16 protein-coding genes and 1 pseudogene are annotated in these 23278 nt (G+C 40.7%); 9 read left to right on the top strand and 8 right to left on the bottom strand.

What is annotated here, in order from left to right; translation table 11 throughout:
- The first annotated feature begins 43 nt into the window (after positions 1-43).
- Both ACEW8O_RS23035 and ACEW8O_RS23030 read left to right on the top strand, forming a co-directional pair.
- Positions 44-2803, top strand: a complete 2760-nt coding sequence (locus tag ACEW8O_RS23035; RefSeq protein WP_373496981.1) for a M14 family zinc carboxypeptidase — start codon at positions 44-46, stop codon at positions 2801-2803.
- Between the two features lie 429 nt (positions 2804-3232).
- Positions 3233-3508 (top strand): annotated as a pseudogene (locus ACEW8O_RS23030) (four helix bundle protein); the annotation flags it as partial.
- 273 nt (positions 3509-3781) lie between these two features.
- On the opposite strand, the gene ACEW8O_RS23025 reads toward ACEW8O_RS23030, so the two are convergent.
- The 4 genes from ACEW8O_RS23025 to ACEW8O_RS23010 are packed head-to-tail and all read right to left on the bottom strand — an operon-like array spanning position 3782 to position 7902.
- Positions 3782-4666, bottom strand: coding sequence for a carbohydrate kinase family protein (locus ACEW8O_RS23025; RefSeq protein WP_373496980.1), 885 nt, complete (start codon positions 4664-4666; stop codon positions 3782-3784).
- Complete coding sequence (locus ACEW8O_RS23020; RefSeq protein WP_373496979.1) at positions 4659-6002, bottom strand: sugar porter family MFS transporter; 1344 nt, start codon at positions 6000-6002, stop codon at positions 4659-4661. The genes ACEW8O_RS23025 and ACEW8O_RS23020 overlap by 8 nt, the downstream gene beginning before the upstream one ends.
- A 50-nt stretch (positions 6003-6052) precedes the next feature.
- On the bottom strand, positions 6053-6514 hold the full coding sequence (locus tag ACEW8O_RS23015) for a YciI family protein (protein ID WP_373496978.1): 462 nt from the start codon (positions 6512-6514) through the stop codon (positions 6053-6055).
- An 11-nt stretch (positions 6515-6525) separates the two neighbouring features.
- A complete protein-coding gene (locus ACEW8O_RS23010; RefSeq protein ID WP_373496977.1) occupies positions 6526-7902 on the bottom strand; it encodes a TIGR00341 family protein in 1377 nt (458 codons plus the stop codon).
- A gap of 426 nt (positions 7903-8328) precedes the next feature.
- On the opposite strand from ACEW8O_RS23010, the gene ACEW8O_RS23005 reads away from it, so the two are divergent.
- From ACEW8O_RS23005 to ACEW8O_RS22990, 4 genes are read left to right on the top strand one after another with little or no spacing between them, the layout of a single operon-like run.
- Positions 8329-8703 (top strand): response regulator, encoded by a 375-nt coding sequence (locus ACEW8O_RS23005; protein WP_373496976.1) that lies wholly within the window; start codon positions 8329-8331, stop codon positions 8701-8703.
- A 47-nt stretch (positions 8704-8750) separates the two neighbouring features.
- A complete protein-coding gene (locus ACEW8O_RS23000; RefSeq protein ID WP_373496975.1) occupies positions 8751-9548 on the top strand; it encodes an MlaE family ABC transporter permease in 798 nt (265 codons plus the stop codon).
- The gene (locus ACEW8O_RS22995) at positions 9541-10299 is read left to right on the top strand and encodes an ABC transporter ATP-binding protein (RefSeq protein ID WP_373496974.1); all 759 of its coding nucleotides are present in this window, start codon (positions 9541-9543) and stop codon (positions 10297-10299) included. Before ACEW8O_RS23000 ends, ACEW8O_RS22995 begins: the two co-directional genes overlap by 8 nt.
- On the top strand, positions 10299-11264 hold the full coding sequence (locus ACEW8O_RS22990) for an MlaD family protein (RefSeq protein WP_373496973.1): 966 nt from the start codon (positions 10299-10301) through the stop codon (positions 11262-11264). Before ACEW8O_RS22995 ends, ACEW8O_RS22990 begins: the two co-directional genes overlap by 1 nt.
- 276 nt (positions 11265-11540) lie before the next feature.
- On the opposite strand, the gene ACEW8O_RS22985 is transcribed toward ACEW8O_RS22990, so the two are convergent.
- The gene (locus ACEW8O_RS22985; protein ID WP_373496972.1) at positions 11541-12599 is read right to left on the bottom strand and encodes an endonuclease/exonuclease/phosphatase family protein; all 1059 of its coding nucleotides are present in this window, start codon (positions 12597-12599) and stop codon (positions 11541-11543) included.
- A gap of 151 nt (positions 12600-12750) precedes the next feature.
- On the opposite strand from ACEW8O_RS22985, the gene acnA reads away from it, so the two are divergent.
- The 3 genes from acnA to ACEW8O_RS22970 all read left to right on the top strand — a co-directional run bounded on the left by acnA (position 12751) and on the right by ACEW8O_RS22970 (position 18203).
- Entirely contained in the window at positions 12751-15525 is a 2775-nt protein-coding gene (gene acnA, locus ACEW8O_RS22980; protein WP_373496971.1) for an aconitate hydratase AcnA, read from the top strand.
- An 89-nt stretch (positions 15526-15614) separates the two neighbouring features.
- Complete coding sequence (locus ACEW8O_RS22975; RefSeq protein WP_373496970.1) at positions 15615-17150, top strand: DUF5060 domain-containing protein; 1536 nt, start codon at positions 15615-15617, stop codon at positions 17148-17150.
- 60 nt (positions 17151-17210) lie between these two features.
- Positions 17211-18203, top strand: coding sequence for an NAD(P)-dependent alcohol dehydrogenase (locus tag ACEW8O_RS22970; protein WP_373496969.1), 993 nt, complete (start codon positions 17211-17213; stop codon positions 18201-18203).
- A gap of 80 nt (positions 18204-18283) precedes the next feature.
- Here ACEW8O_RS22970 and ACEW8O_RS22965 read toward each other — a convergent pair whose 3' ends face one another.
- The 3 genes from ACEW8O_RS22965 to ACEW8O_RS22955 form a co-directional block, all read right to left on the bottom strand.
- The gene (locus tag ACEW8O_RS22965; protein ID WP_373496968.1) at positions 18284-18538 is read right to left on the bottom strand and encodes a hypothetical protein; all 255 of its coding nucleotides are present in this window, start codon (positions 18536-18538) and stop codon (positions 18284-18286) included.
- Positions 18539-18776: 238 nt separating this feature from the next.
- Positions 18777-21296 carry a DEAD/DEAH box helicase gene (locus tag ACEW8O_RS22960; protein WP_373496967.1) on the bottom strand — a complete coding sequence of 840 codons (2520 nt, stop codon included), beginning with the start codon at positions 21294-21296 and terminating at the stop codon, positions 18777-18779.
- Between the two features lie 358 nt (positions 21297-21654).
- Positions 21655-22503 (bottom strand): hypothetical protein, encoded by an 849-nt coding sequence (locus tag ACEW8O_RS22955; protein WP_373496966.1) that lies wholly within the window; start codon positions 22501-22503, stop codon positions 21655-21657.
- Between the last annotated feature and the right edge of the window lie 775 nt (positions 22504-23278).

Raw genomic sequence — 23278 nt, 5'->3', positions numbered from 1 at the left:
CTGAATTTTGTAGATTTTAGATCTGAAACATAAACATCCCGTAATGAAAAACCATTTGTCATTTTTCCTACTTGTCCTTTTGCTTGGTCAAGCACCTGTTTTTGCACAGCAGATAGATACCGAATACAACAAAAAAATAAGGGAATTCACCACTGATGAGCGTTTTTTGCCCAAGTCATTATTGGATGTGGTCGATCATCCCACTATTCCTTCACCGCTCAAACATTTTGGTCATATCATCGGTGCGGAAGGACATGTGCACCGGTCCTCTGAAATATATGGCTACTACCAAAAACTTGCCCAAACATCACCCATGGTACACATGCAGGAAATGGGCAAGACTGAAGAAGGCAGACCTTTTTATGTTGTTGTAATCGCAAATGAGGAAACCATGGCCAAATTGGATCATTACAAAAACCAATTAGCTGAATTATCTGACTCCAGAAAAACAAGCCCCGAACAAGCCGAGAAGATTATTTCGGACAGTAAGCTGGTTTATTATGTGTCCGGGGGTATGCACGCCACTGAAATGGGTTCCCCAGAGATGTTAATGGAATTAGCCTATCGATTGGTTACATCTTCAGCTCCCGACATCAAGCAAATAACGGATAATATCATTACCGTAATCAATCCTATCATGGAACCTGACGGGTTGGACAAGCAGGTGGATTGGTATTACCGATATACCAAAGGAAGGGAGTTTATTGATGATGGTTTTCCCCGTTCCCCGCCGTATTGGGCCAAATATGTTTTCCATGACAATAATAGAGACGGATTACAGGTTTCCCAGGAAATCACCAAATCCATTTTCAAAGGATTTTTTGAATTTCACCCCACAGTAATGCTGGATCTTCATGAGTCAGTTCCCTTGCTGTATATTTCCACAGGCACCGGACCATACAATGAATATGTGGATCCGATTACCCAAAGTGAATGGCAGGTCATGGGCAACCATGATGTTGCGGCTGTGGCTTCAGAAGGAATGCCGGGTGCATTTACCTGGGCTTTCTATGACGGCTGGTGGCCCGGATATGGGATTTGGGTGGCAAACAACCACAATTCCAATGGGCGTTTTTATGAAACTTATGGCAACTCCGGGGCGGACACTTACTTGCGGGATCTTTCGACTGCCAAATTTGCAGGAGACTTGGCAACTTCCAAAGAATGGTACAGGCCAGACCCGGCAACTCCATTGGTGAATTGGTCTTTTAGAAACAACATCAACTATACCCAAGTTGGGGTTATCGCCTCACTTTCCTATGCTGCCAACAATGCCAGATTATTATTGACCAATTATTACAAAAAAGGATACAATAGCGTGGAAAAAGGTAGGAGAGAAGGGCCCAAAGCTTTCACGATTGCAAAAAGCCAAAAGGACCCTGCCATGGCTTCTTATCTCGCCGGTCAATTATTTGTTCAGGGTATCGAGGTCCATGAATCTGATGAACATTATGTTGCTTTGTCAGAGCAACCTTACAGAAATCTGTTGGTTTCCCTAATGACTGCTCAGGATTATCCCAAAGAAGCCAAATTCCCGCCATATGATGCCATTGCTTGGACATTGCCCTACCTCTACGGAGTGGAGGTGGAAGCCAAAGACAGTATTGATTTTGAAATCTCTTCTTTGAAAATGCTCAGCGAATCACCGAAATATGCAGGTAAGATTTCAGGAGATGGAGGGACTTATATATTACCTTATCATGCCCAGAATACAGTTTTACCGGCTTTATATTGGCTGAAGGCACAGAATAAAAACGCTGAGATTTCGGTGCTGCCCAAGCAGACTATTGTAGGAGGAGATACCCTTTCACCAGGTTCTTTGGTTTTGAAAAAACTCAATAAAAACCAAGCCGCTTCATTGGCCTCAGAATTTGGTTTAGACTTAAAAGGGACTTCAGCTATTATTCAAGGGTCTGACCAACAAACAGTCTCCCTTCCAAAGGTCGCCATTTACCACACCTGGTACAATACCCAAGATGAAGGCTGGTCCAGATATACTTTTGATGAAAGGAAAATCCCATATACATCTATTGATAAAGATGTACTGAAAGCAGGAAATCTAAAATCGAAATTTGATGTGATCATACTTCCGCGGGTAAGGGGCAACCTGAAGTATTTTGTCAATGGGGTGGATAAAAAATTCGGCCCCATGCCATATACCAAAACTGCTGAATTCCCATCGCATGGATTACCTTCTTCCACCAATGACATGACAGGTGGGCCTGGCTATCTGGGTATGGATAATTTGAGGAAGTTTGTGGAAGAAGGTGGTCTATTGATCAGTTTTGACAATACCAGCAGTATTGTTGTGGAGGCGGGATTGGCGTCCGAATTATCTCCGGTAAGTGCAGGGAGTTTATTCCATCCAGGTTCAATCATCCGGGCCAAAGCCAGGAATTCCGGTCATCCTGTATTGTATGGCTATCCTGAGGAATTCACACTTTTCAGAGGAAATGGCCCTTTGTTGCAGACTGATAAATACAACAGGGATTTGATGCTAGTGCAATATGGAAGCAACCCGCTGAAAGATGAAGTTCCTTATGAAGGGCCTATTCTGGGAATGCCTGAAAAAGCAAAAGTTGACAAAGAAGAGAAGAAAGAGGAGAAGTCCAAACCTTATGTAGTATCCGGAATGGTCCGAAACGAACAGGAGATTATCGGACATGGCGCCGTGTTCAATGTTCCCGTAGGAAAAGGAAATGTACTTGTCTTCACCTTTGACCCCCTTCACCGCTATCTCAACCATCATGATGCCCCTATGGTGTGGAATGCGATTATCAATTGGGATAGGTTGGGGAAGTGATCAGTTGGCAGTTTACAGTGTTCAGTTGGCAGTGTTCAGTTGGCAGTGATCAGTTGGCGGTGATCAGTAATCAGTGTTCAGTTGGCAGTTGGCAGTAATCAGTGGGCAGTGTTCAGATCAGTTGGCAGGGTTCAGAGATCAGTTGGCAGAGTGTTCAGCTTCAGTGTTCAGTTTACAGAGGTCAGGGTTGGGTTTGTGTAATGAAAGTGGTCAGTTGGACTGTATTTAGTTTTGAGGTTATTTGGTAGATTCCAATTTTTGGGGCAAATTGGAGTTTATAGTTCAGTCCAATACCTAATAGTTATTTTCAATAATTTTTAAACTTGGTTTTTTATGGATTTCAAAGATTTGTTAGCTTATAAAAAGGCTTTTATTTTGGCAATGGATGTTTTTGAACTTTCAAAATCATTTCCCTAAGAAGAAAGATATTCCCTGACTGATCAGATAAGAAGAAGTAGTAGATCTGTGTGTGTTAATGTTGCAGAGGCCTACAGAAAAAGACTGTACCCACTTCATTTTGTATCAAAATTGAGTGATGCAGATATGGAAAATAGTGAAACCCGAGTTTGGCTTGATTTTGCATCAGCCTGCCAATACCTAAAAAGTGATAATTACGAAGTATTACTTCAAAAGAATCAAGAGATTGGAAAACTATTAAATTTTATGATTCAGCACCCCGAAAAATTCGGCTCAAAAAAACCTTAATCCAATTACTTATATTACCCCTTTCCACCAGAATTCTGAAAACTGATTTTACAATAAATCTCTCCCCAGAACACTCCCGCCTGAGCCAACAAACTGCCCTTTACGACTGTCTACTGATCACTGCGATGCCTACTGAACCCTGACTACTGCGACTACTTACTGACTGCCTAATGAATCACCCACTACCCACTGCGACTGCCTACTGATCACTGCGACTGCCCACTGCCCACTGCGACTGCCTACTGATCACTGTGACTGCCCACTGCCCACTGCCTACTGAAAACCCCCCACCCTCCAAACCTCACTTTCACTATATTTAGGAGTTCCGCCATTTTTCGTTGCTACAAAGGCTCCCATGGCACAGGCAAATTGGAGGGTCTGATCGGGTGTTTTCCATTGCAAATAGCTTTTGGTAAAACCTGCTAAAAATGCATCACCTGAACCAACCGTGTCAGCGACTGTAACTTTGTATCCAGGGTGCTGAAAAATATTCCCGTCCCGGTAAATCATGGCACCTTTTGAACCTAAAGTGATGCAAACCATTTTTATCGGGAAATGGGTAGTAAGCAATTTGCAGCAAGCATTGACATCAGGAGCAATTCCAAAATAGTCCGCCACGATTTCCAGTTCGTCTTCATTGATCTTGAGGATGTCGGTAAAGCCAAGCATGATCTCAATTTTTTCAAAATCAAAAAACGGAGCCCTAAGATTGATATCGAAAACTTTCAGCGTTGGTTGGTGTATTAGTTGGTAAAGTGTTTCCCAACTTCTGTTGTTCCTAATGGCCAGACTACCGAAAATAAATGCATCCGCACCGGAAACGGCTTCTTTATTTGCTTCATTAAGCGCAATAAAATCCCATGCAACAGGTGATACAATGGTATATCTGATGTTTTCGGGATCTTCATCATGTACTGTCACAGTTCCTGTAGCATGTTCCTCATCAATCTGAATGAGGGAAATATCGAAATCGTAGGATTGGATGAAGTCCAGATATTTTTTTCCATACTCATCTTTGCCCAATCTCGAAACCATCCGGACATCCAAACCCAACTGTTTCAAGTGCAAGGCCACGTTCATAGGGGCTCCTCCGGGAATTTCTTTATCAGGGAAACAGTCCCACAACATTTCACCAAAACAAACAACTTTTTTAGACATGACTTTTCTGTAATTCTTTTTGTATTTCTTCCAATGATTTTCCTTTGGTTTCCGGCATTCGGATGGCCACCCAGATCAATTGCAACACCATCATCAGTGCAAAGAATGCAAATATACTTCCTGCACCGAAAGTGCTTGCAAAGAATGGAAACAGGTTGGCAATGAGCGCCGCTAATATCCAATGGGTAAAAGAACCCAATGACTGACCGAAAGCACGCAGTTCATTAGGGAAAATTTCAGCTATAAACACCCAAATCACTGACCCTTGACCTATGGCATGTGAGGCGATGAATACGAAAACAAAATAGGGCAGGAGGTTATTACTGATTGCACCTCCAAAATAACTGTAGGCCATAAGGGAAAGTGAAATGATATAACCAACCGACCCGATATACATCAGCATTTTTCTTCCAATCTTATCAATAAGGTATAGTCCGAGCATTGTAGCTACTAAATTGATCACGCCTATTCCGATGGTGGAAAGCAAAGCATCCTCTGTAGCAATCCCGGCTGATTCAAATATCCTAGGGGCAAAATAGATGATGGCATTGATGCCGGACATCTGATTGAAGAAGGCCATTAGGAAAGCAAAAAAAGAGATTTTTCGGAATTTTGGATTAAATAGTGTAGTTGCAGTGACTTTTACTCTGATTTCTTTACTTTCTGCTATTGCCAATACCATCGCTTCATCTACACCCTCAGGATCAGTTTTGGTAAGTATCTCTCTTGCAGTTTCATAATCCTGTTTTTTTGCAATCAACCACCTTGGACTTTTCGGCACTTTGACAATCAAAATACTGTAAATTAAGGCAGGAATAGCTTCCACTCCAAGCATCCATCGCCATGCTTCGTTCAGGTTGGCGGTGCCTATGAGGTAATTGGAGAAATAAGCCATTAAGATTCCAAATACAATATTGAACTGGTACAAGGCCACCAATTGTCCTCTCCTTTTTGCAGGAGCGATTTCTGAAATGTACATTGGTGCGACCACCGAGGAGGCGCCAACCCCTAAGCCTCCGATAAATCTAAATATCATAAATGTGTTGACATCATTGGCCAATGCAGAACCCACGGCAGATACCAAATAGAAAACTCCGATCCAAAGCAGGGAATTTTTTCTACCGAATTTGTCAGCGGGTATTCCCCCGAAAAGCGCTCCGATGACTGTTCCATATAAGGCCATAGCCACAGCTAAGCCATGACTCCAATCATCCAGGTCCCAAAGATTTTGGATATCTCTTTCCGCACCGGAAATGACAGCGGTATCAAAGCCAAATAAAAATCCGCCCAAGGCGGCTGTAACCGATAGGAAAAGAACGTAATTTTTACTTTGCATAGAAATAGGTTATATGGGTCAAGATTTAAAAATAATCAGAAGTACGGGATTTAAAAATCCGTTTTCTGTATTTTCTTATGCAATACGGGAATCTCCAACAAGGCTGCGGATCCATACCATTCCTTGAGATCCATTTTGAGTACACCTGCAATGACAGCAGGATCAGTATTTGTCAGTTTCTCTGCTTCTTCTTTGGAATCAACCTTGAAAATGAAAATCCCTCTCATGGCTTCATTCCCGAAAAAAGGTCCTGCCAGAATAAGTTTTTCCATTTCGGTCAGTTTATTGATATTGGCCATGTGGCCTTTTTGGATCTCCGTTCTTTCCTCTTTAGAGTATTCGGCAACTCGATCACCTGAATATAGAAAAGCAATCACAAATTTCCGCATGCCATAATCATCCGCTCCGAGTTTTTGGGCAAGATCGGGATCATAGGATAAGCTCTGACCATTTGTGGTCAGTGGAAAAAGAGAAATTGCCGAAAGGCAAAGTATGGTCAAAATCTTTTTCATAACAAGTCTTTTTATTGGATGATCAAAGAAACGGTGTCGGCTTTTGTCCTTATTTTTAGCCATTCCTCAAACCGCTGTTTTTCCTGATTGGACGGATTTTGTCTGAATTTGGCAAATGCCAACAATAGTGTGTCCTGTCTATTGTCTTTTAAATTTGCCATAATTGCTCGGTTCAAGGTAAAATTTTCCAGGTTTGGATAATGGATCTTGGCTTCATTGGCCAAGTCCACTACCTGATTGCTGCTACGGCTATATTCGGATAGTTCCCTTTCCAGTAGGTTGATTTTTTGGTCTTTATCCTGAATCAATAATTCATTTCTTTCATAAAGATCTTTTAGAATATCCGAACGTAACAGGTTCATGTCAGTGCCTGAATCCCCACTCTGCTTTAGCAGAAGGTGTGTGTTTGTCAATTTAAAGGCATCCAATCTTTTTTGGATCCGGATAATTTCCTCCTCTTCGATTCTTTCTCCTATTAAACTTATTTCAATGACGCTACTATCTGAATCGTAAACCAATGTACTTGCAATGATCTGTGTTCTCGGCAAGTCAAATTCCGTGCTTATAAACTGCTTGACGCTTTTTTCCCAAAATGTCCGTTTGACGATATTGTAAGCAAGATATACACTGGGAATAATGGTCAGCAATGTGAAAATGGAAATGTAGGTCCGGACTGTTTTTTCGCGCTTTCTGTCCATAAATTCTTTTTTTGGGAATTTCATAAACCGAACAATCACATAAGTCGAAAGGCTGATGAATACGGAATTGATAAAGAACAAATAAAAAGCACCGAAGAAGTAATAGAGGTTACCTGTCGCCAAGCCATAACCTGCGGTACATAGCGGTGGCATAAGGGCAGTTGCAATTGCCACACCAGGGATGGCATTGCTCTTCTCTTTCCTGGAGCCTGCCACTATGCCTGCCAGACCTCCGAACAAGGCGATCAATACATCCCAAATGGTCGGTTCTGTTCTTGCCAACAATTCTGATTGGGCATCATCAAGAGGGGTGAAGGAAAAGTAAATGGTACTTGTGAGGATACTTATCAACACAGCAATTCCCAGATTTTTCAGTGACTTTTTGAGTAGTTCAAAGTCATTGATTCCGGCTGCAAGCCCAATTCCCATGATGGGTCCCATGAGTGGTGAAATCAACATGGCACCGATGATCACGGCAGTGGAATTGACATTCAATCCAACCGATGCGACAAAGATGGCAAAGATCAGAATCCAAAGATTGGCTCCCTTGAACTCCACATTTTTTTTGATGTAATCTATTGTTTCAAGCTCGTCTTCTTTGCCCTCATGAAGGTCAAACCTATCCTTGAAAAAGATCAGTATCATCAGAATTTTATTTCTCAAACTGACCGGCTTTTTGTTCTCATCCATGTTTTTTGAAACTTAAATCAAAAAGCAATCTATGCAAAAAACCTACATCTGGGATATATGGATGAAATTGTTTTATCAAAAAACTGAAATGAAAAGAGGAGGGGAGGAGAGTTAGGTGGGTTTATCAGTAATTATACCCGTTTATTATTTCACTACTTTTTAGTCCAATTTTTAATTGAATCAATATAATATAAATAACTGATATAAAATAGGTTATACAACATTTAGTCATGACTAAATTTGCCATCACTAAAAAAATTAGTCCAGACTAAATAAATGAAACCTACAAAAAAACTAACGACAGTTGGATATAATATTATATTTGCAGATAGCGATGCTATATTCATAGTTTTCTACTAATTGGTTTTGTATAAGAATTTTGGTTTCAATTGTAATTACATTTATGGACCTTAACATTTGTGAGGAATGACAAAAACTATCAACAAATTAATATTTGTGGATGACGATAAAATCCAGCACATGATCAACCGCAAAAATCTATTGAGGATCAAGTCTGATATTGAACTGTTTTTCTTTGAAAATCCTTATGAAGCATTGGATTGGCTTAAAACCAATGAAGCGGATCTATTGGTTTTGGATGTGAATATGCCCGAGATGAAGGGTTGGGATTTTCTCGAGGAACTCGCAAAAATCGGAAATAACATCCGAGTGAAAATGCTCACTTCTTCTATGGACCCGATGGATGTAGCTATTAGTGAAAAATACGAGCAGGTAACCGGTTTTCTTGTGAAGCCCTTACAGAATGGTGTATTGATAGAGTTGTTGGGATTGGAAGCCTGAAGTTATTTAGGATTTGATTAATTTAGTAAATAGAATTATTGTTCCTTATGGCAGAAAGTAATGAAGTTATTAAACCTGTAATTACTAAGAAATTGGATGGGTTCTTTTTAGGACTTACCAAAGCTTTTAGGTTTGTGAAAAGATTTTTTCAGGAGGTTTGGTTTCCTCCATATGAGTTCAGAGAGATACTGAGACAATGTTATGAAATTGGGTACCGATCACTTCCTTTGATTTCCTTGACAGGATTTATTATTGGAATTGTATTTACCAATCAGTCCCGTCCTTCCTTGGCCGAGTTTGGGGCGGCATCTTGGTTGCCTGCTTTAATTTCTATAGCCGTGGTCAGGGCATTGGGCCCTTTGGTGACCGCATTGATTGCTTCAGGCAAAATAGGTTCGAGTATCGGTGCGGAGATTGGGTCCATGAATGTGACCGAACAGATTGATGCCATGGAGGTATCTGCCATCAATCCTTTCAAATATTTGGTAATCACAAGAACCCTTGCGGCGACTTTTATGATACCTGTCTTGGTCATGTACACAGATTTTGTGGCCTTAATGGGTTCATTTCTAAGTGTCAATGCCAATGAACTGGTAAGTTTGCCTACATTCTTTGTGCAGGTCTTTGAGGCAATTTCCTTTTTGGATATTTTCTCTTCGGTCATCAAATCCCTGATTTTTGGATTTACCATTGGGATTGTAGGGTGTTACAAGGGTTACCACTCTTCAAGAGGAACTGAAGGAGTAGGTCAGGCAGCCAATTCGGCTGTGGTAATGTCCATGTTCTTAATATTTGTGGAGGAGCTTTTGATTATGCAAATTGTAAATGCCATTCGTTATGCATAATGATCAGGAAAAAGTTGTCGAAATACGGGGGCTTGTAAAGTCCTTTGGAGACAATCATGTACTCAAGGGTGTTGACCTTGATCTTTACAAAGGTGAAAACTTGGTTGTCTTGGGTAAATCCGGTAGTGGAAAGTCTGTTCTGATCAAATTGATGGTCAGTTTGCTCAAGCAGGATGAAGGGACCATCAAAATATTTGGGATTGATACAGCAGGATTGAATTTAAGGGAATTGAACAAATTTAGATTAAGAATTGGTTTTTCTTTTCAGGCATCTGCGCTTTATGATAGTATGACTGTCAGAGAAAACCTTGAATTTCCTTTGGTGAGAAATGTTAAAAACCTGACGAGAATAGAAATTGACAAAAAAGTAGAGGAATTGTTGGATGCAGTAGCACTTCCAAAAACCATCAATCAGATGCCCTCCGAACTATCGGGTGGACAGAAAAAAAGAATAGGGATTGCAAGAACTTTAATTCTGAATCCTGAGATTATGCTTTATGATGAGCCAACAGCAGGTCTTGACCCGGTTACCTGTATTGAAATCAATAACCTGATCAATGAAGTAAGGGAAAGATTCAAGACTTCATCAATCGTCATTACGCATGATCTGACCTGTGCCAAACAAACGGGTGACCGGATGGCGGTTTTGATCGAGGGTCAGTTTAATTCAGTCGGTACTTTCGAGAAGGTTTTTGAGGAAGCCACCGACGAACAAGTAAAATCATTTTACGACTATAATTTTATCAAATAATGAGAAATGATAATAAAAAATCCGTAATCGTAGGCATTTTTGTCCTTGTCGGGATTATCATCTTCATAGCGGGTATTCTCACTATGGGTGGTCAGCAAAAGAAATTTGTAAAAAGCATCAGACTCAATGCGGTCTTCGACGATATAGGGGGATTGCAGACAGGTAACAACGTTTGGTTTTCAGGTGTAAAAATCGGAACGGTCAGGAAGATCAATTTTTATGGAGAATCCCAAGTGGAAATCGTCATGAGTGTCGAAAATGCTGCTCAGGACTATATCCGTAAAGATTCTAAGGCAACAATTGGGTCAGATGGATTGATCGGAAACAAGATTATATTAATCTATGGAGGTACTACTCAGGCACCGCCCGTGGAGGATGGAGACAGATTAATAGCAGTGATGCCATTGGACACGGATAAAATGATGTCCACACTCCAGGAGAATAATAACAATCTGGTGACCATAACCGAAAATCTCAAGGTCCTTACCACCAAAATAGCAGAAGGTAAAGGTATGGTCGGCGCAGTGATGACCGATAGTCTTTTGGCTGAAAGCTTTAAGAATACAATGACCGCATTTGAAAGGGCGGCCGTAAGGAGCAATGCAGTTATCAATGATCTCAATACAATTACTTCAAACCTGTACAAAGAGGGTACACTGCTACATGACCTGACCAATGACAAAGAAACCTATCAGAATCTGAAAACTTCTGTTGAAGGTTTGCAGGCTACCATAGACAATACCAAAGAACTTTCTGAAGGATTGAAAGTCACCATGAAAAAGTTGGACAGCAATGACAATGTCCTTGGTCTAATGCTCAATGATGCTGAATTCGCAGAAAAACTTAGAAGCACCATGGTCACTACAGACAGTGCCGCTATGAACCTGAACCGTGGACTTGAAGCTCTGGAATATACATGGCCTTTCAGAAGAGGTTTCAAAAGGATGGAAAAAGCTGATAATTAATCCTTATTTTCCTTAAAATGGCCTGCTACTTGAAATTAGCAGGCCTTTTTTAGTTTATGGAAATATTTTGATTTGTTTAAAGTCCAATAAATTAATTGATGCTGTTTTAAAGTTTCTTTTAATAAATCGTAAAAGAAAAGATGATGATTTAATACGAAAAGTTAAATCAATATCTTAATATCCAACCCGCCTGCGGCAGGCAGGTATCAATGAATATCAGTATTTAAGTGGCTTATCAATTATATTGGAAAGGACCTTAAGAAGTGAAATGAAAATTTAAGATTTACCCGATTTCCCATTTTCAATTTTTTCATCAGCGGTGTCCTCGTCTTCTTTATCTGATTCATAATTTTCATTGTTGTTTTTAGGCTTCAATGAAAACTTGGCACTAATCGGGAAATGATCTGAACCTATATTCTCATGGATTTTGAGACTGTCCAGTGTAAATTGCTTGCTGACAAAAATATGGTCAAGGGGCCACCTGAGAAAAAAGTATTTGGCATGAAAGGTATTGAACATTCCTCTTCCTCTTCTAGGATCCAATAACCCACTGATTTTCAGGAAGAGTTCATTGGTGTAGGACCAACCCACATCATTGAGATCTCCTATGACCAAAGTTGGTTTATCATAATCTTTCACTTTTTTTCCAACCAATAAAATCTCAGCATCTCTATCCGTGCTTTTCGGATTCTCATTGGGTACCGGAGGCTTTGGATGGATGGCAAATATCTTCACATTGTCCCCACTATCCAATTCTACCAATGCCTGAATGGAAGGTACTTCCCTGTCGATGAGGTGTAAAACTTCGTGCTCAAGAATCCGAAGTTTGGAATAGAATAACATGCCATAGGTATTGTCCTGTGGGATTTCAATAAAATTGGGGTGGCTTTTTTTTAACACACTCATTTCCTTAGCCCAATTTCGGTCCGTTTCGACCAACAATAAGATATCAGGATTTTGTGTCTGTATTAAGTTAAGAGCCTTTTGGTAATCTTTGTTATCCTGATACACATTGATGACCATCACAGTGATGGCAGGGAAATCTGAACCTGTCTCTGAATTTACAACCATCTTTTGAGAAAACATGGTGAAGGGGTATATCTGATATATCTGAAATATTGCCATCAATACAACTCCTACAAAAAGTATGTAATCCAGTTTTCCAAAATCATTAAAGCCCAATAAAAGCCATAATACCAAAATAATCAAACAAAGAATCAATTTTTGAAATCTTGGATAATCAAATACCCTGAAGACCCAATAATCTTTTTTGATGACAGGAATCAAACCGACTATCAAAATAAAAACACTGAGAATTACTATGGTTGTTTTCATGCAAATTATTTAGGATAAATATAAATAATCGATAATGAAAACCGCTATTCTAGTGAAGAAACTGGTAAAATAAGGTAAATTGAGAATCATTTGTAAATGAATGAGGTTATTACAATGAATTCTTTTTTACCATAAACAAAATTATATGACCATGAAGATACTCCCCCAAGAAACCAAGAAAACGCTCGAATCCAAAAAAGGAACCTATAATTATTGGAGTTTATCAGCACTTCAGGAAGAAGGTTATGGAATTGATACGCTTCCCTTTTCCATCAGGATACTTTTAGAAAATGCCCTCAGGAACTTTGATGATTTTGGTATTACCAAAGAACATATTGAAACATTGGCAACCTGGTCTCCCGAACCTTCAGATAAAGACATCCCATTTAAGCCTGCAAGGGTTCTGATGCAGGATTTTACCGGAGTGCCCGCAGTGGTGGACATAGCTTCTCTGAGAGCAGAAGCTACCAGAAAGGGAAAGGATCCTCAAAAAATCAATCCTTTGATCCCGGTGGATTTGGTGATAGACCATTCTGTACAGGTGGATTATTTTGGGACCAATTATTCTTTCCAAAAAAACGTAGAGGTGGAATATGAGCGGAACGGAGAAAGGTATCAGTTTTTGAAATGGGCACAAAACGCCTTTGATAATTTTTCGGTAGTGCCCCCTGGAATGGGAATCTGCCATCAAGTGAATTTAGAATATTTGGCCCAAGGTGTCATCGCACGGGATGGTAATGCATTTCCGGATACTTTGGTAGGGACGGATTCCCATACTCCGATGGTCAATGGCATCGGTGTTGTCGGTTGGGGAGTGGGAGGTATTGAAGCTGAGGCGGCTATTTTAGGACAGCCTATTTATTTTATTATGCCGGAAGTAGTTGGTTTGAAACTCACCGGGAAACTACCTTTAGGAACCACAGCTACAGATATGGTGCTGACCATTACCGAGTTGCTCAGAAGACATGGAGTTGTAGGAAAATTTGTGGAAGTATTTGGTTCTGGCCTGGATCACCTGACTGTTCCTGATAGGGCAACTATCTCCAATATGTCACCGGAATTTGGATGTACTGTTACCTATTTCCCCATTGATAACAGGACTTTGGACTACATGAAAAAGACCAATAGATCTGGGGATCAGATTCAATTGGTCGAAGACTATTGCAAGGCAAATATGCTTTGGAGACAAGGTGAAGACAAAATCAAGTACAGTTCCGTCGTAGAATTGGATCTGTCCACAGTCGAGCCTACTGTTTCCGGACCAAAAAGACCGCAGGATAAAATTTTATTAAGGGAGTTTAAATCTAAGTTTGGGGAACTATTGGAAAAAGTTCACGGCAGGGAATACATCCCCATAGACAAAAGAGAAGAAAGTCGATGGTACAGTGAAGGAGGAAGTCAGCCATCAGAACCAAAAGAACAGTCATCCGCAAAGGTGGAATTTGAGACCAAAGTAAAAAATGGCCTCAAAACTGTGGTCGTAAAGATAAACAACGAAAAATTTGCCCTTCATGACGGCTCCATTGTCATTGCAGCTATCACCTCCTGTACCAATACGTCAAATCCATCTGTGATGATAGGTGCCGGATTGGTAGCCCGCAAAGCAAGGGAAAGAGGTTTGGATACGAAAGCCTGGGTAAAAACATCCCTGGCTCCAGGTTCCAAAGTGGTGACGGATTATCTGGTGAAAGCAGGTCTACTGGATGACCTGGAAGGTTTGAAATTTCATGTGGTGGGTTATGGCTGTACTTCATGTATCGGTAATTCCGGGCCACTGCCGAGTCATATTGCTAAAGCAGTGGAGGAAAATGACCTTGTTGTCAGCTCAGTGCTTTCCGGAAACAGAAACTTTGAGGCAAGGGTACATCCTCAGGTAAAAATGAATTACCTGATGTCTCCTATGTTGGTGGTCGCCTATGCCTTGGCAGGTAGGGTTGACGTGGATCTGATCAATGAACCTTTGGGATATGACCCCAATTTGAAACCCGTTTACCTCAAAGATGTGTGGCCGAGTAATGATGAGATATTTGAAGTAATGAGCAAGGTACTTTCCCCTTCTGATTTTGAGAAAAGCTATGGGGAGATTTTTGAAGGAAATGAAATTTGGAAACAATTGGAGGTGCCACAAGATAAAGTCTATCAATGGTCTGATGATAGTACTTATATCAAAGAAGCGCCATTTTTTAACGGCATATCAGAAAACAGTGAAGAACCCAAGGATATCTACGGAGCAAGAGTTCTTTTGAAATTGGGGGATTCGATCACTACAGATCATATTTCCCCGGCAGGATCTTTTTACGAAACCTCACCGGCCGGTCAATACCTGATAAAAAGAGGTGTGGAAAAAAAGGATTTCAATTCCTATGGCTCCAGAAGGGGAAATGATGAGGTGATGGTAAGGGGAACTTTTGCCAATGTCCGTATCAAAAACCAATTGGCTGATAAAGAGGGTGGATTTACCAGGCACATTCCTTCAGGAGAAGAAATGACTGTATATGATGCCTCCCAAAAATATCGGTTTGAAAATACTCCATTGATAGTATTGGCAGGAAAGGAATACGGAAGCGGTTCTTCCAGAGATTGGGCAGCAAAAGGGACAACCCTATTGGGAATTAAGGCTGTTTTGGCAGAAAGCTACGAAAGGATCCATAGAAGTAACTTGGTGGGAATGGGTGTGCTGCCTTTACAATATCAGTCGGGTGAATCTGCTGAATATTTGGGTCTTAGCGGTAAGGAATTGTTCAGTATCCAAGGTGTAGCAAGCGGCTTATCACCCCTAAAATCCCTTCAGGTAAAAGCGGAAAAAGAAGATGGAACCACCAAGGAGTTTGAAGTGATCTGCCGATTGGATTCTGCTATAGAGATTGAATATTATAAAAATGGAGGGATTTTGCATTACGTCCTGCGGGATTTTCTAAGGAAATAGGTTCATAACCCTTCAAGAAAGCAATTCTTGAAGGGTAATTTTTTTTATTATAATAATTGAATTCCTTATTTTTATAAAAATCAAAAACTATGAAAATACTGTTCTTACTGTCCTTACTCATCGTGATTTTTTCATCTTGCAATACCAATCCCGAATTACAAAAAACCGAGCAATGGGCCGTATTCGAGATCGAATTGAAAGGACCTGAAACAGGTAACCCATATTTGGAAGTTACCTTGGAAGCTGTTTTCACCAATGGAGATGAAACTGTTAAAGTTCCCGGTTTTTATGATGGGAATGGTATTTACCGCATTAGGTTTTCCCCACCCACCCAAGGGGTCTGGAATTATCAGACTTCCGGAACTGAGGCCGGGTTAGATTCACAGGGAAGTTTTGAATGTGTAGCACCATCATCAGCTAACCATGGGCCTTTAAAGGTTATCAATACGTTTTACCTTCAGTATGCCGACGGGTCACCCTATTACGGGGTTGGGACTACGGCCTATCAATGGACAAGTGTCGAACAATCCATTCAGGAAAAAACACTTGAAACATTGGCTTCATCACCTTTCAATAAAATCAGGATGTGCTTTTTTCCGAAAAGTTACATCTATGGAAATGAATCCGAACCATGGTCCTATCCCTTTAAAAGAGAAGGTGAAGAAAATGAATTCAGTCATCCCAATTATGAATTTTTTCAAAATTTTGACAGGAGGGTCGCTCAACTTTCGGAAATGGGGATTCAAGCCGATGTGATACTTTTTCACCCTTATGATCGGTGGGGGTATGATAAGATGGGGAAAGATTGGAATGAAAAGTACGTAAGGTATATGATGGCAAGGCTTTCTGCATATCGGAATGTCTGGTGGTCATTGGCCAATGAATGGGACATTCCGGAATTCAAAGAAGCAATTGATTGGGAAGGGATTGGAACGATGCTTCAAAATGAAGACCCGCATCAAAGACTGAGGGGAATCCACAACTGGTACTACACCGAGGATCATTTTTATGACCATAATCAATCTTGGATTACCCATGCGAGTATCCAATCTGCCAGATTTTTTCAGGCTATTGAGTGGAGGGAGAGATATCAAAAACCTGTAATGTTTGACGAGATGCGCTACGAAGGAGATGTACCAAGCGGTTGGGGAAATCTCACTGCAGAACAGATGTCCAGTTATTTTTGGATGGCCGGGTTGAGCGGTGTTTATGGTACCCATGGAGACACTTTCCATAATGACTCTGATTCAGATACCGAAGTGAGGTGGTGGGCCAAGGGCGGAACTTTGATGGGGAGTAGCCCCGAAAGGATCAGGTTTTTTAAAAATGTGATGGAAAAGCTTCCTGTCCATGAAATGCAGCCCATTATGTATTCATTGGGAAAGCCTGAAAATCTTGAAACCAATGTTTACATCTTTGAAAAAAAAGGTCAGATATATCTGGCATATGTTGCAGATTCTGGAATGGAAATCAACCTTACTTTAGAAGGTGTAGGCGAATTTACCTTGGACGTGTTGGATACCTGGAATATGAAAGTTGTGGAAACCAAAAATGTCAGTGCAGGACCCTATAATTTCACCACAGATATTCCTTACACAGCACTGAAGTTTCAGAAGACAGATTAATCGAATTTTTTCCTTTTACATTATAAAAAATCTAAAATCAAATTTAGCCCGGCCCAATCTATGAAAGCAGTCGTCAGGTACCAATATGGAAATGCGGATAGCATCCTCATCGAGGAAATGCCTAATCCGAAACCCAAAGCCAATCAGGTATTGGTCAAAGTAATGGCAACCACTGTCAACCGTACCGATTGTGGCGTGCTTACGGGGGAACCTTATATTTTTCGGTTTTTTGTGGGCTGGCCAAGACCCCGGAGTCCTATTCTGGGGACTGATTTTGCCGGAGTGGTGGAAGAAATTGGCAGTCAAGTAAGCAAATTTAAAGTTGGAGATAGAGTTTGGGGATTCTTTGATGGAGGCATCTCCTCTCAAGCGGAGTATTTGGTTTATCGGGAGGACAAGAATATCTTAAAAATCCCTAAGGGTTTTAGTTTTTCCGAGGCTGTAGCATCGGCAGAAGCTGCCCATTATGCCATTAATTTTTTAAAACCTCTAAAATTGCACAGTGATGCCAAAGTCCTGGTCAACGGGGCCACAGGAGGGATTGGTTCTGCCCTTGTACAAATTCTCTTATCCAAAGGATTTGAACTAGTGGTCACAGCCAATACCAAAAATATGGATTTGGTAAAGGGCTTGGGAGTCAGCAGGGTGATCAATTATGAGAAAGAGGATTTTACGAAGTTAAATGAAGAATTTGATGTGGTTTTTGATTCGGTAGGGAAGAGTTCATTTGGAAAATGTAAAGGTATATTGAAGGAAGGTGGCAAATACCTATCTTCAGAACTGGGACATGGCAGTGAAAATATTTACCTGCCATTAAAGACAAAAATCAAAGGTGGGAGAAGGGTGGTTTTCCCTTTGCCCACCGATATTAAGGGTAGTATGTCAACCATAAAGGAATTGATGGAAGAAGGTAAATTCAGACCTGTTCTTGACCGGAGTTATCCGATGGAAAAAGCCGCTGAAGCTTACCGCTATGTAGCCTCAGGTCAAAAGACCGGTAATGTGATATTGGATTTTGAAGGAGGGAAGGAACTGTCATATTTATTGCCTTGATCTGTAATTTTTAAAATGTCTGAAGTTTTGGACATTTTTAAAGGGGGAGGGGAAGGTTCGTGGAGACACGAACCTTAGCGTCACAGGTATTCTCCTAGTTTCCCGTGAGGCTTAACATATTTTTCGGTTTCTTCCAAAGGACCCGCCGTCAGATGGGGGGCTGTATCAAAAAGTACATACAAGAACCCCAGTATGTTGTAAATATATCGTTCATCCTCCCGTAAAAAACGGGACAGGCTTACGGCATTTGCGATTTCGATAGATCTCAGATACCCCCTGTTGAAACAGGGGGCTATGACATCGGTCATGCCTACGGCATTATTGGGGAGATCCAATATTATTTACAAACCTTTCGGGCAAAAGCTCCATAGGAGCGATTCATATAATAGCCACGGGTTTCAAACCGTGGACGGTATAATTAGGTATTCATGGAAAGTCCCGTAGGGACGGACGATATAGAACATTATAAAAATGGATCAGAGCATTTGAACCAAAGCTACGAAAAAGAGGAGGTTCGTGGAGACACAAACCTCGGCTTCTTTATCAGTTTCAATTAACTTCAATCCATCCCTCTCACTTCCCAAACTTACTCCAATCAATAGCCTGAAATAGTTGTCCTATCCCTTTCAGGACATTTTCCACTACCTCTTCATTTTCAACGGGCAATTTTAGATATGTCTTACCTGTTTTGGAATCTTTTTCCGTAAGGGAATTAACCATGGCCTTTGTTTGATCCGGATTTCCCAAAACTTTTGCGAGCTGACTGAACCATTCCATTCCGGATGATCCAGTTTCCTGTGTGGGTTTTGGTTCAGGTTTTGGACTTGGTTTTTCAGGGATATCTGTATCAAAAAGCCCCAACTGCATATTTTGATCCAAATCTTTTTTATCGGATGATGAAGGAGTCTGATAAGGTTCCTCATTTTTCTCTTCGATAACAGGTTCCTCGACAGATGCCTCGGTGAAAGTTTGGTTTTCATCCACCATTGTTTCCATACTGTTCATAAACTGCTTGAACCTGTCCTCCTGCATCAGAATGGTATCATCCCCGGCATCCAATACCCCTTCGGCCATGGAGGATTTGAATTTCAGCACATCCAACATACGGTGCTCGATACTGTCCATGGAAACCAAATTGATGATATTGACTTTTTTCTTTTGGCCTATTCTGTAAATTCTCGCTATCCGCTGCTCTAAAACTGCAGGATTCCAGGGTATATCCAGGTTGATCAAATAGGCCGCCGATTGCAGGTTGAGACCAACTCCTCCGGCATCTGTACTCAAAAAGACTTTACACTCCGGGTCTTTGAGGAAATTGTCCAAGAGGGATTTTCGATCTTTGGAAGGGACTCCTCCATGCAGGTTTTCGTATTTGATACCCAATTCATCAAGTTCCTGGGCTACCAACCTTGTCATCCTTTCCCATTGGCTGAAAATCACCACTTTCTCACCTTCCATCCCGAAAATCTCCTCGAGTATCCCCATCAGTTCGGCAATCTTGGTATCATGCCTTGTCTGCTGATCGAGGATAAAGGTGCTGTTGCAGACCATCCGCATCATATTGAGATTGATCAGAAGTCTTTGCCGATCCTTTTCGGAAAGAAAACCCATTTTTCTCCATTTGTTGACCATGCGGCAGACCATTTCATAGCATTCGTTATGAACATCTTTTTGTTTGTCAGTCATGGTCACAAAAAGATTTTTGTCCTGTCTGCTGGGCAACTGCTGCAAGACCATCTTTTTTGTTCTGCGGATCAGGATATCCGAAAGAATGCCTCCGATTTTGTTCAGGTCCTTATAACCGATAACCTTGCTTGTATCAGGTTCGGTAATCTGATGGTTATGAAGGAATCTGTAAAGAGCCCCCAACCTGAAAGGATTGATAAATTGGACCACAGAATACAGTTCTTCCAATTTATTTTCCAATGGAGTTCCGGTGAGAACAATAGCATATTCAGATTTCAGTTTTTTGATATTCTGCGAAATCTTAGCTTTCCAGTTTTTGATCCTTTGGGCTTCATCCAGAATGATCAGGTCAAATTCTGTGGCATTGAGGACATCCAGGTCATTGCCCACGGTGTGGTGCCCCACTATTTTGTAGAAAACATTGTCATCTGCATATTGGGGTTCTCTTTTCAACTTTAGCCCTTCGATGACATGTACGGTACTCTCAGTGAATTTTTCTATTTCAGATTTCCACTGATATTTGAGTGAAGTGGGGCATACGATCAGGACTTTTTGGATTCCGAATTCTTTTTTCAATACCTCGGCAGCAGCAATGGCCTGAAGTGTCTTGCCCAATCCCATTTCATCAGCAATCAAAGCCCTGCCGGCTTGGACCGCAAATGCAACTCCCTTCTTTTGATAAGGATGAAGTTCGGCTTTGATATACTGGGACAGAAGACCATTATCCAGCCCATTTTGATTTTTCCAGATCCAGGCCTTTCTTCTGTTTTTGTCCCTTACCTCCAAAATATAGGTCAAAGCATCCTCATAGCAACGGAATGATTCATGGATGTTTTTTGCTTCGATCAGGAATTCATCAAACTTCTCAAAGGCGGTGGATTTGATGGTTCCGTTTTCGGAAAAGTATTTCTTTGAAAGTGCTTTCAGTTTTCGGGTTTCTTCGGTTCCGATCCTGATTTTGACCTTTCTTTCGTTGGGCCCATATTCAAGGTAAACAGAACTGTAGGTTGGTTGGAAATTTCCTTTGTTAAATAGAGAATGGGTTGATTTTTTATTTTGGATTTGGTTGATGACCGCTTCGATGTGTTTGCAGGTTCCCAAACCGTTGGTTTTGAAATCGTAGCAAGTGCAAAAATTAAAGTTTTGTCCTGATACTATTTCCTCAGAATTGCTTCTGATGGCAACTTTATAGGAATTGTTGGTCAGGGGATTGTAAACGGAATAGTCTGAGAAAACAGCCTCAGAACCCAGGTTGGCGATTTTGAATTCCTGAAGGCCTGCAAACTGCCTTCGCAAACCTATCTGCCATTCATCCAAACTTAGATTGTCCGGTTTTCTATGGTAGGGGACCGTGTTTTTCTTTTTTTCGGATTTGTTGGATTTGGATTTTTTGGCTTTGGCGGTCATGAAAAATGGCTTTTAAATTATATCCTTAAACTTATCGAATTTTAGTGGTTCAATAAAAAATGAGCGATCCTTTTTTAGTAATCTTTTATGTCCGCCTAGATCAAAATCTTCACAACCCATACCTTTCCATGGATTGTGGATACAAATCAAATTTTTAGATGGGTTAGATAGGATTAATTAGGTTAGATATTGAGGTCATTGGTGACACGAACCAAGGTTAAAAAGAGGTTCGTGAAGACACGAACCTCGGCATGAAAGCATGAGACACGATCCTAGTTATGATGAAACCAGTTTATTATATAAGGTGCAAGTAATTCTTCCACTCCTCTTTATTATTAAATTGGAGTGTCACCTCATTTTATGGATTAATATTGAAATGCGCAATAACAGCTTCGTAATCAGATAAATCTAAATTTTTCAATCTTCCAGATGGAACTCCACCGGGTATAATAATATATCTGTATTGATTCCCTGTGGAAATTCTTCCCGGATCGATGGTCCTTTCAATAAGGTTGTAAAATTCTAATTGTATTTTTCCTAATTCTAATCTGAAGTTTAATACCTGTTCGCGGGTGGATGATAATATAGGCTGTATTATTGGCAAAGGCTGAATTCGATTACTTGTATTTCCAAATTTGACATATACCATCACCGTGCCTCTTGCCAATAAGTTTTCATCAATTTGAGGTACATTAATAGGGTATTCACGTCTGGTTTGTCCAAAAAAAGTAATACTGGCAGTCCAGTTTGCAAGCGTGAAATTTAACCATTCAGAGTAAATCACATTAGCCGTTCCTGTCTCACCTTTTGGGCCTTGGTTTCCCTGCGGTCCCTGTTCACCTTGTGGACCTTGCCCACCTTGAGGTCCCATTGGCCCTTGTTGTCCTTGGGGTCCTTGTTCCCCTTGCTGTCCTTGTTTCCCGTCTTCTCCCTGCGGCCCTTGTTCTCCCTGAACTCCTTGGGGTCCTTGTTCTCCTTGCTGTCCTTGTTCTCCTTGGGGTCCCTGTTCACCTTGAGGTCCCTGTTTACCTTCAGGCCCTTGTTCACCTTGAGGTCCCTGTTCGCCTTGAGGTCCCTGTTCGCCTTGTGGACCTTGTAGTCCCTGCTCACCTTGAGGCCCTACTGGACCTTCTACCGGTTCACATGAAACGATTATAAAACAAAAGACCGAGAAAACGAGCAGGTAACCATTTATTATTCTTTTCATAATCTGGAAGTTTAAATTTTGATTAAAGGTGCTAAAATCGAAATCTTTTAAAATTTAGATGTACCAAATCCAATCAAGTAACCGGCGATTTACGAATGCTATTTTTGTATCAATTAGGTGTTCTATATAATAAAATGGTTTCTATTTGAAATTTAGATATGGTCCAATCCAAGTTTTAGAAGATAGTATTATTTAAAAATAAGAATAAAATACCAATTTAAATTTATTTATAGAAATAATATATATGTCTATTAACAATTTATGGTAAAAATATTTTGTAATCAATCAATTTTTAAGCCTAAAAAATTTTAATATAGTTCAAAAAACCAGAAAGTAACCTTTTATTTTTATCTTCTCCCTCAGTATTAGACATTTATAAATTCTAACTTAGTTTCTTTTCTTTAGTATAGGGTGAAAACCTTTGAGGTCATAAAAACCTCAAAGGTACCTCCAGCCAACTGAGAAAAAAACTTACTGCCCACTGCGACAGCCACTGAACACTGCGACTGCCTACTGCGACTGCAAACTGCCTACTGAACACTGCGACAGCCACTGAACACTGCGACTGCCCACTGACCACTGACCACTGCCTACTGAACACTGCGACTGCCTACTTTAATAGCGTCTTCTCCTCTGATTCTGCTGTGGTTTCTTCTTTTTTTCCGGAGCCTGTTCTTTCATCACGCCTTTGAACTCATATGGATGATCTTGGACAACAGGGATTTTTTTTCCGATGAGTTTTTCGATATCCTTTAAGTCCTTCAATTCTTCCGCA

It is taken from the genome of Aquiflexum sp., assembly GCF_041749095.1.
Classification (GTDB): domain Bacteria; phylum Bacteroidota; class Bacteroidia; order Cytophagales; family Cyclobacteriaceae; genus Aquiflexum.
This window is presented reverse-complemented; position numbering and strand designations above follow the sequence as displayed.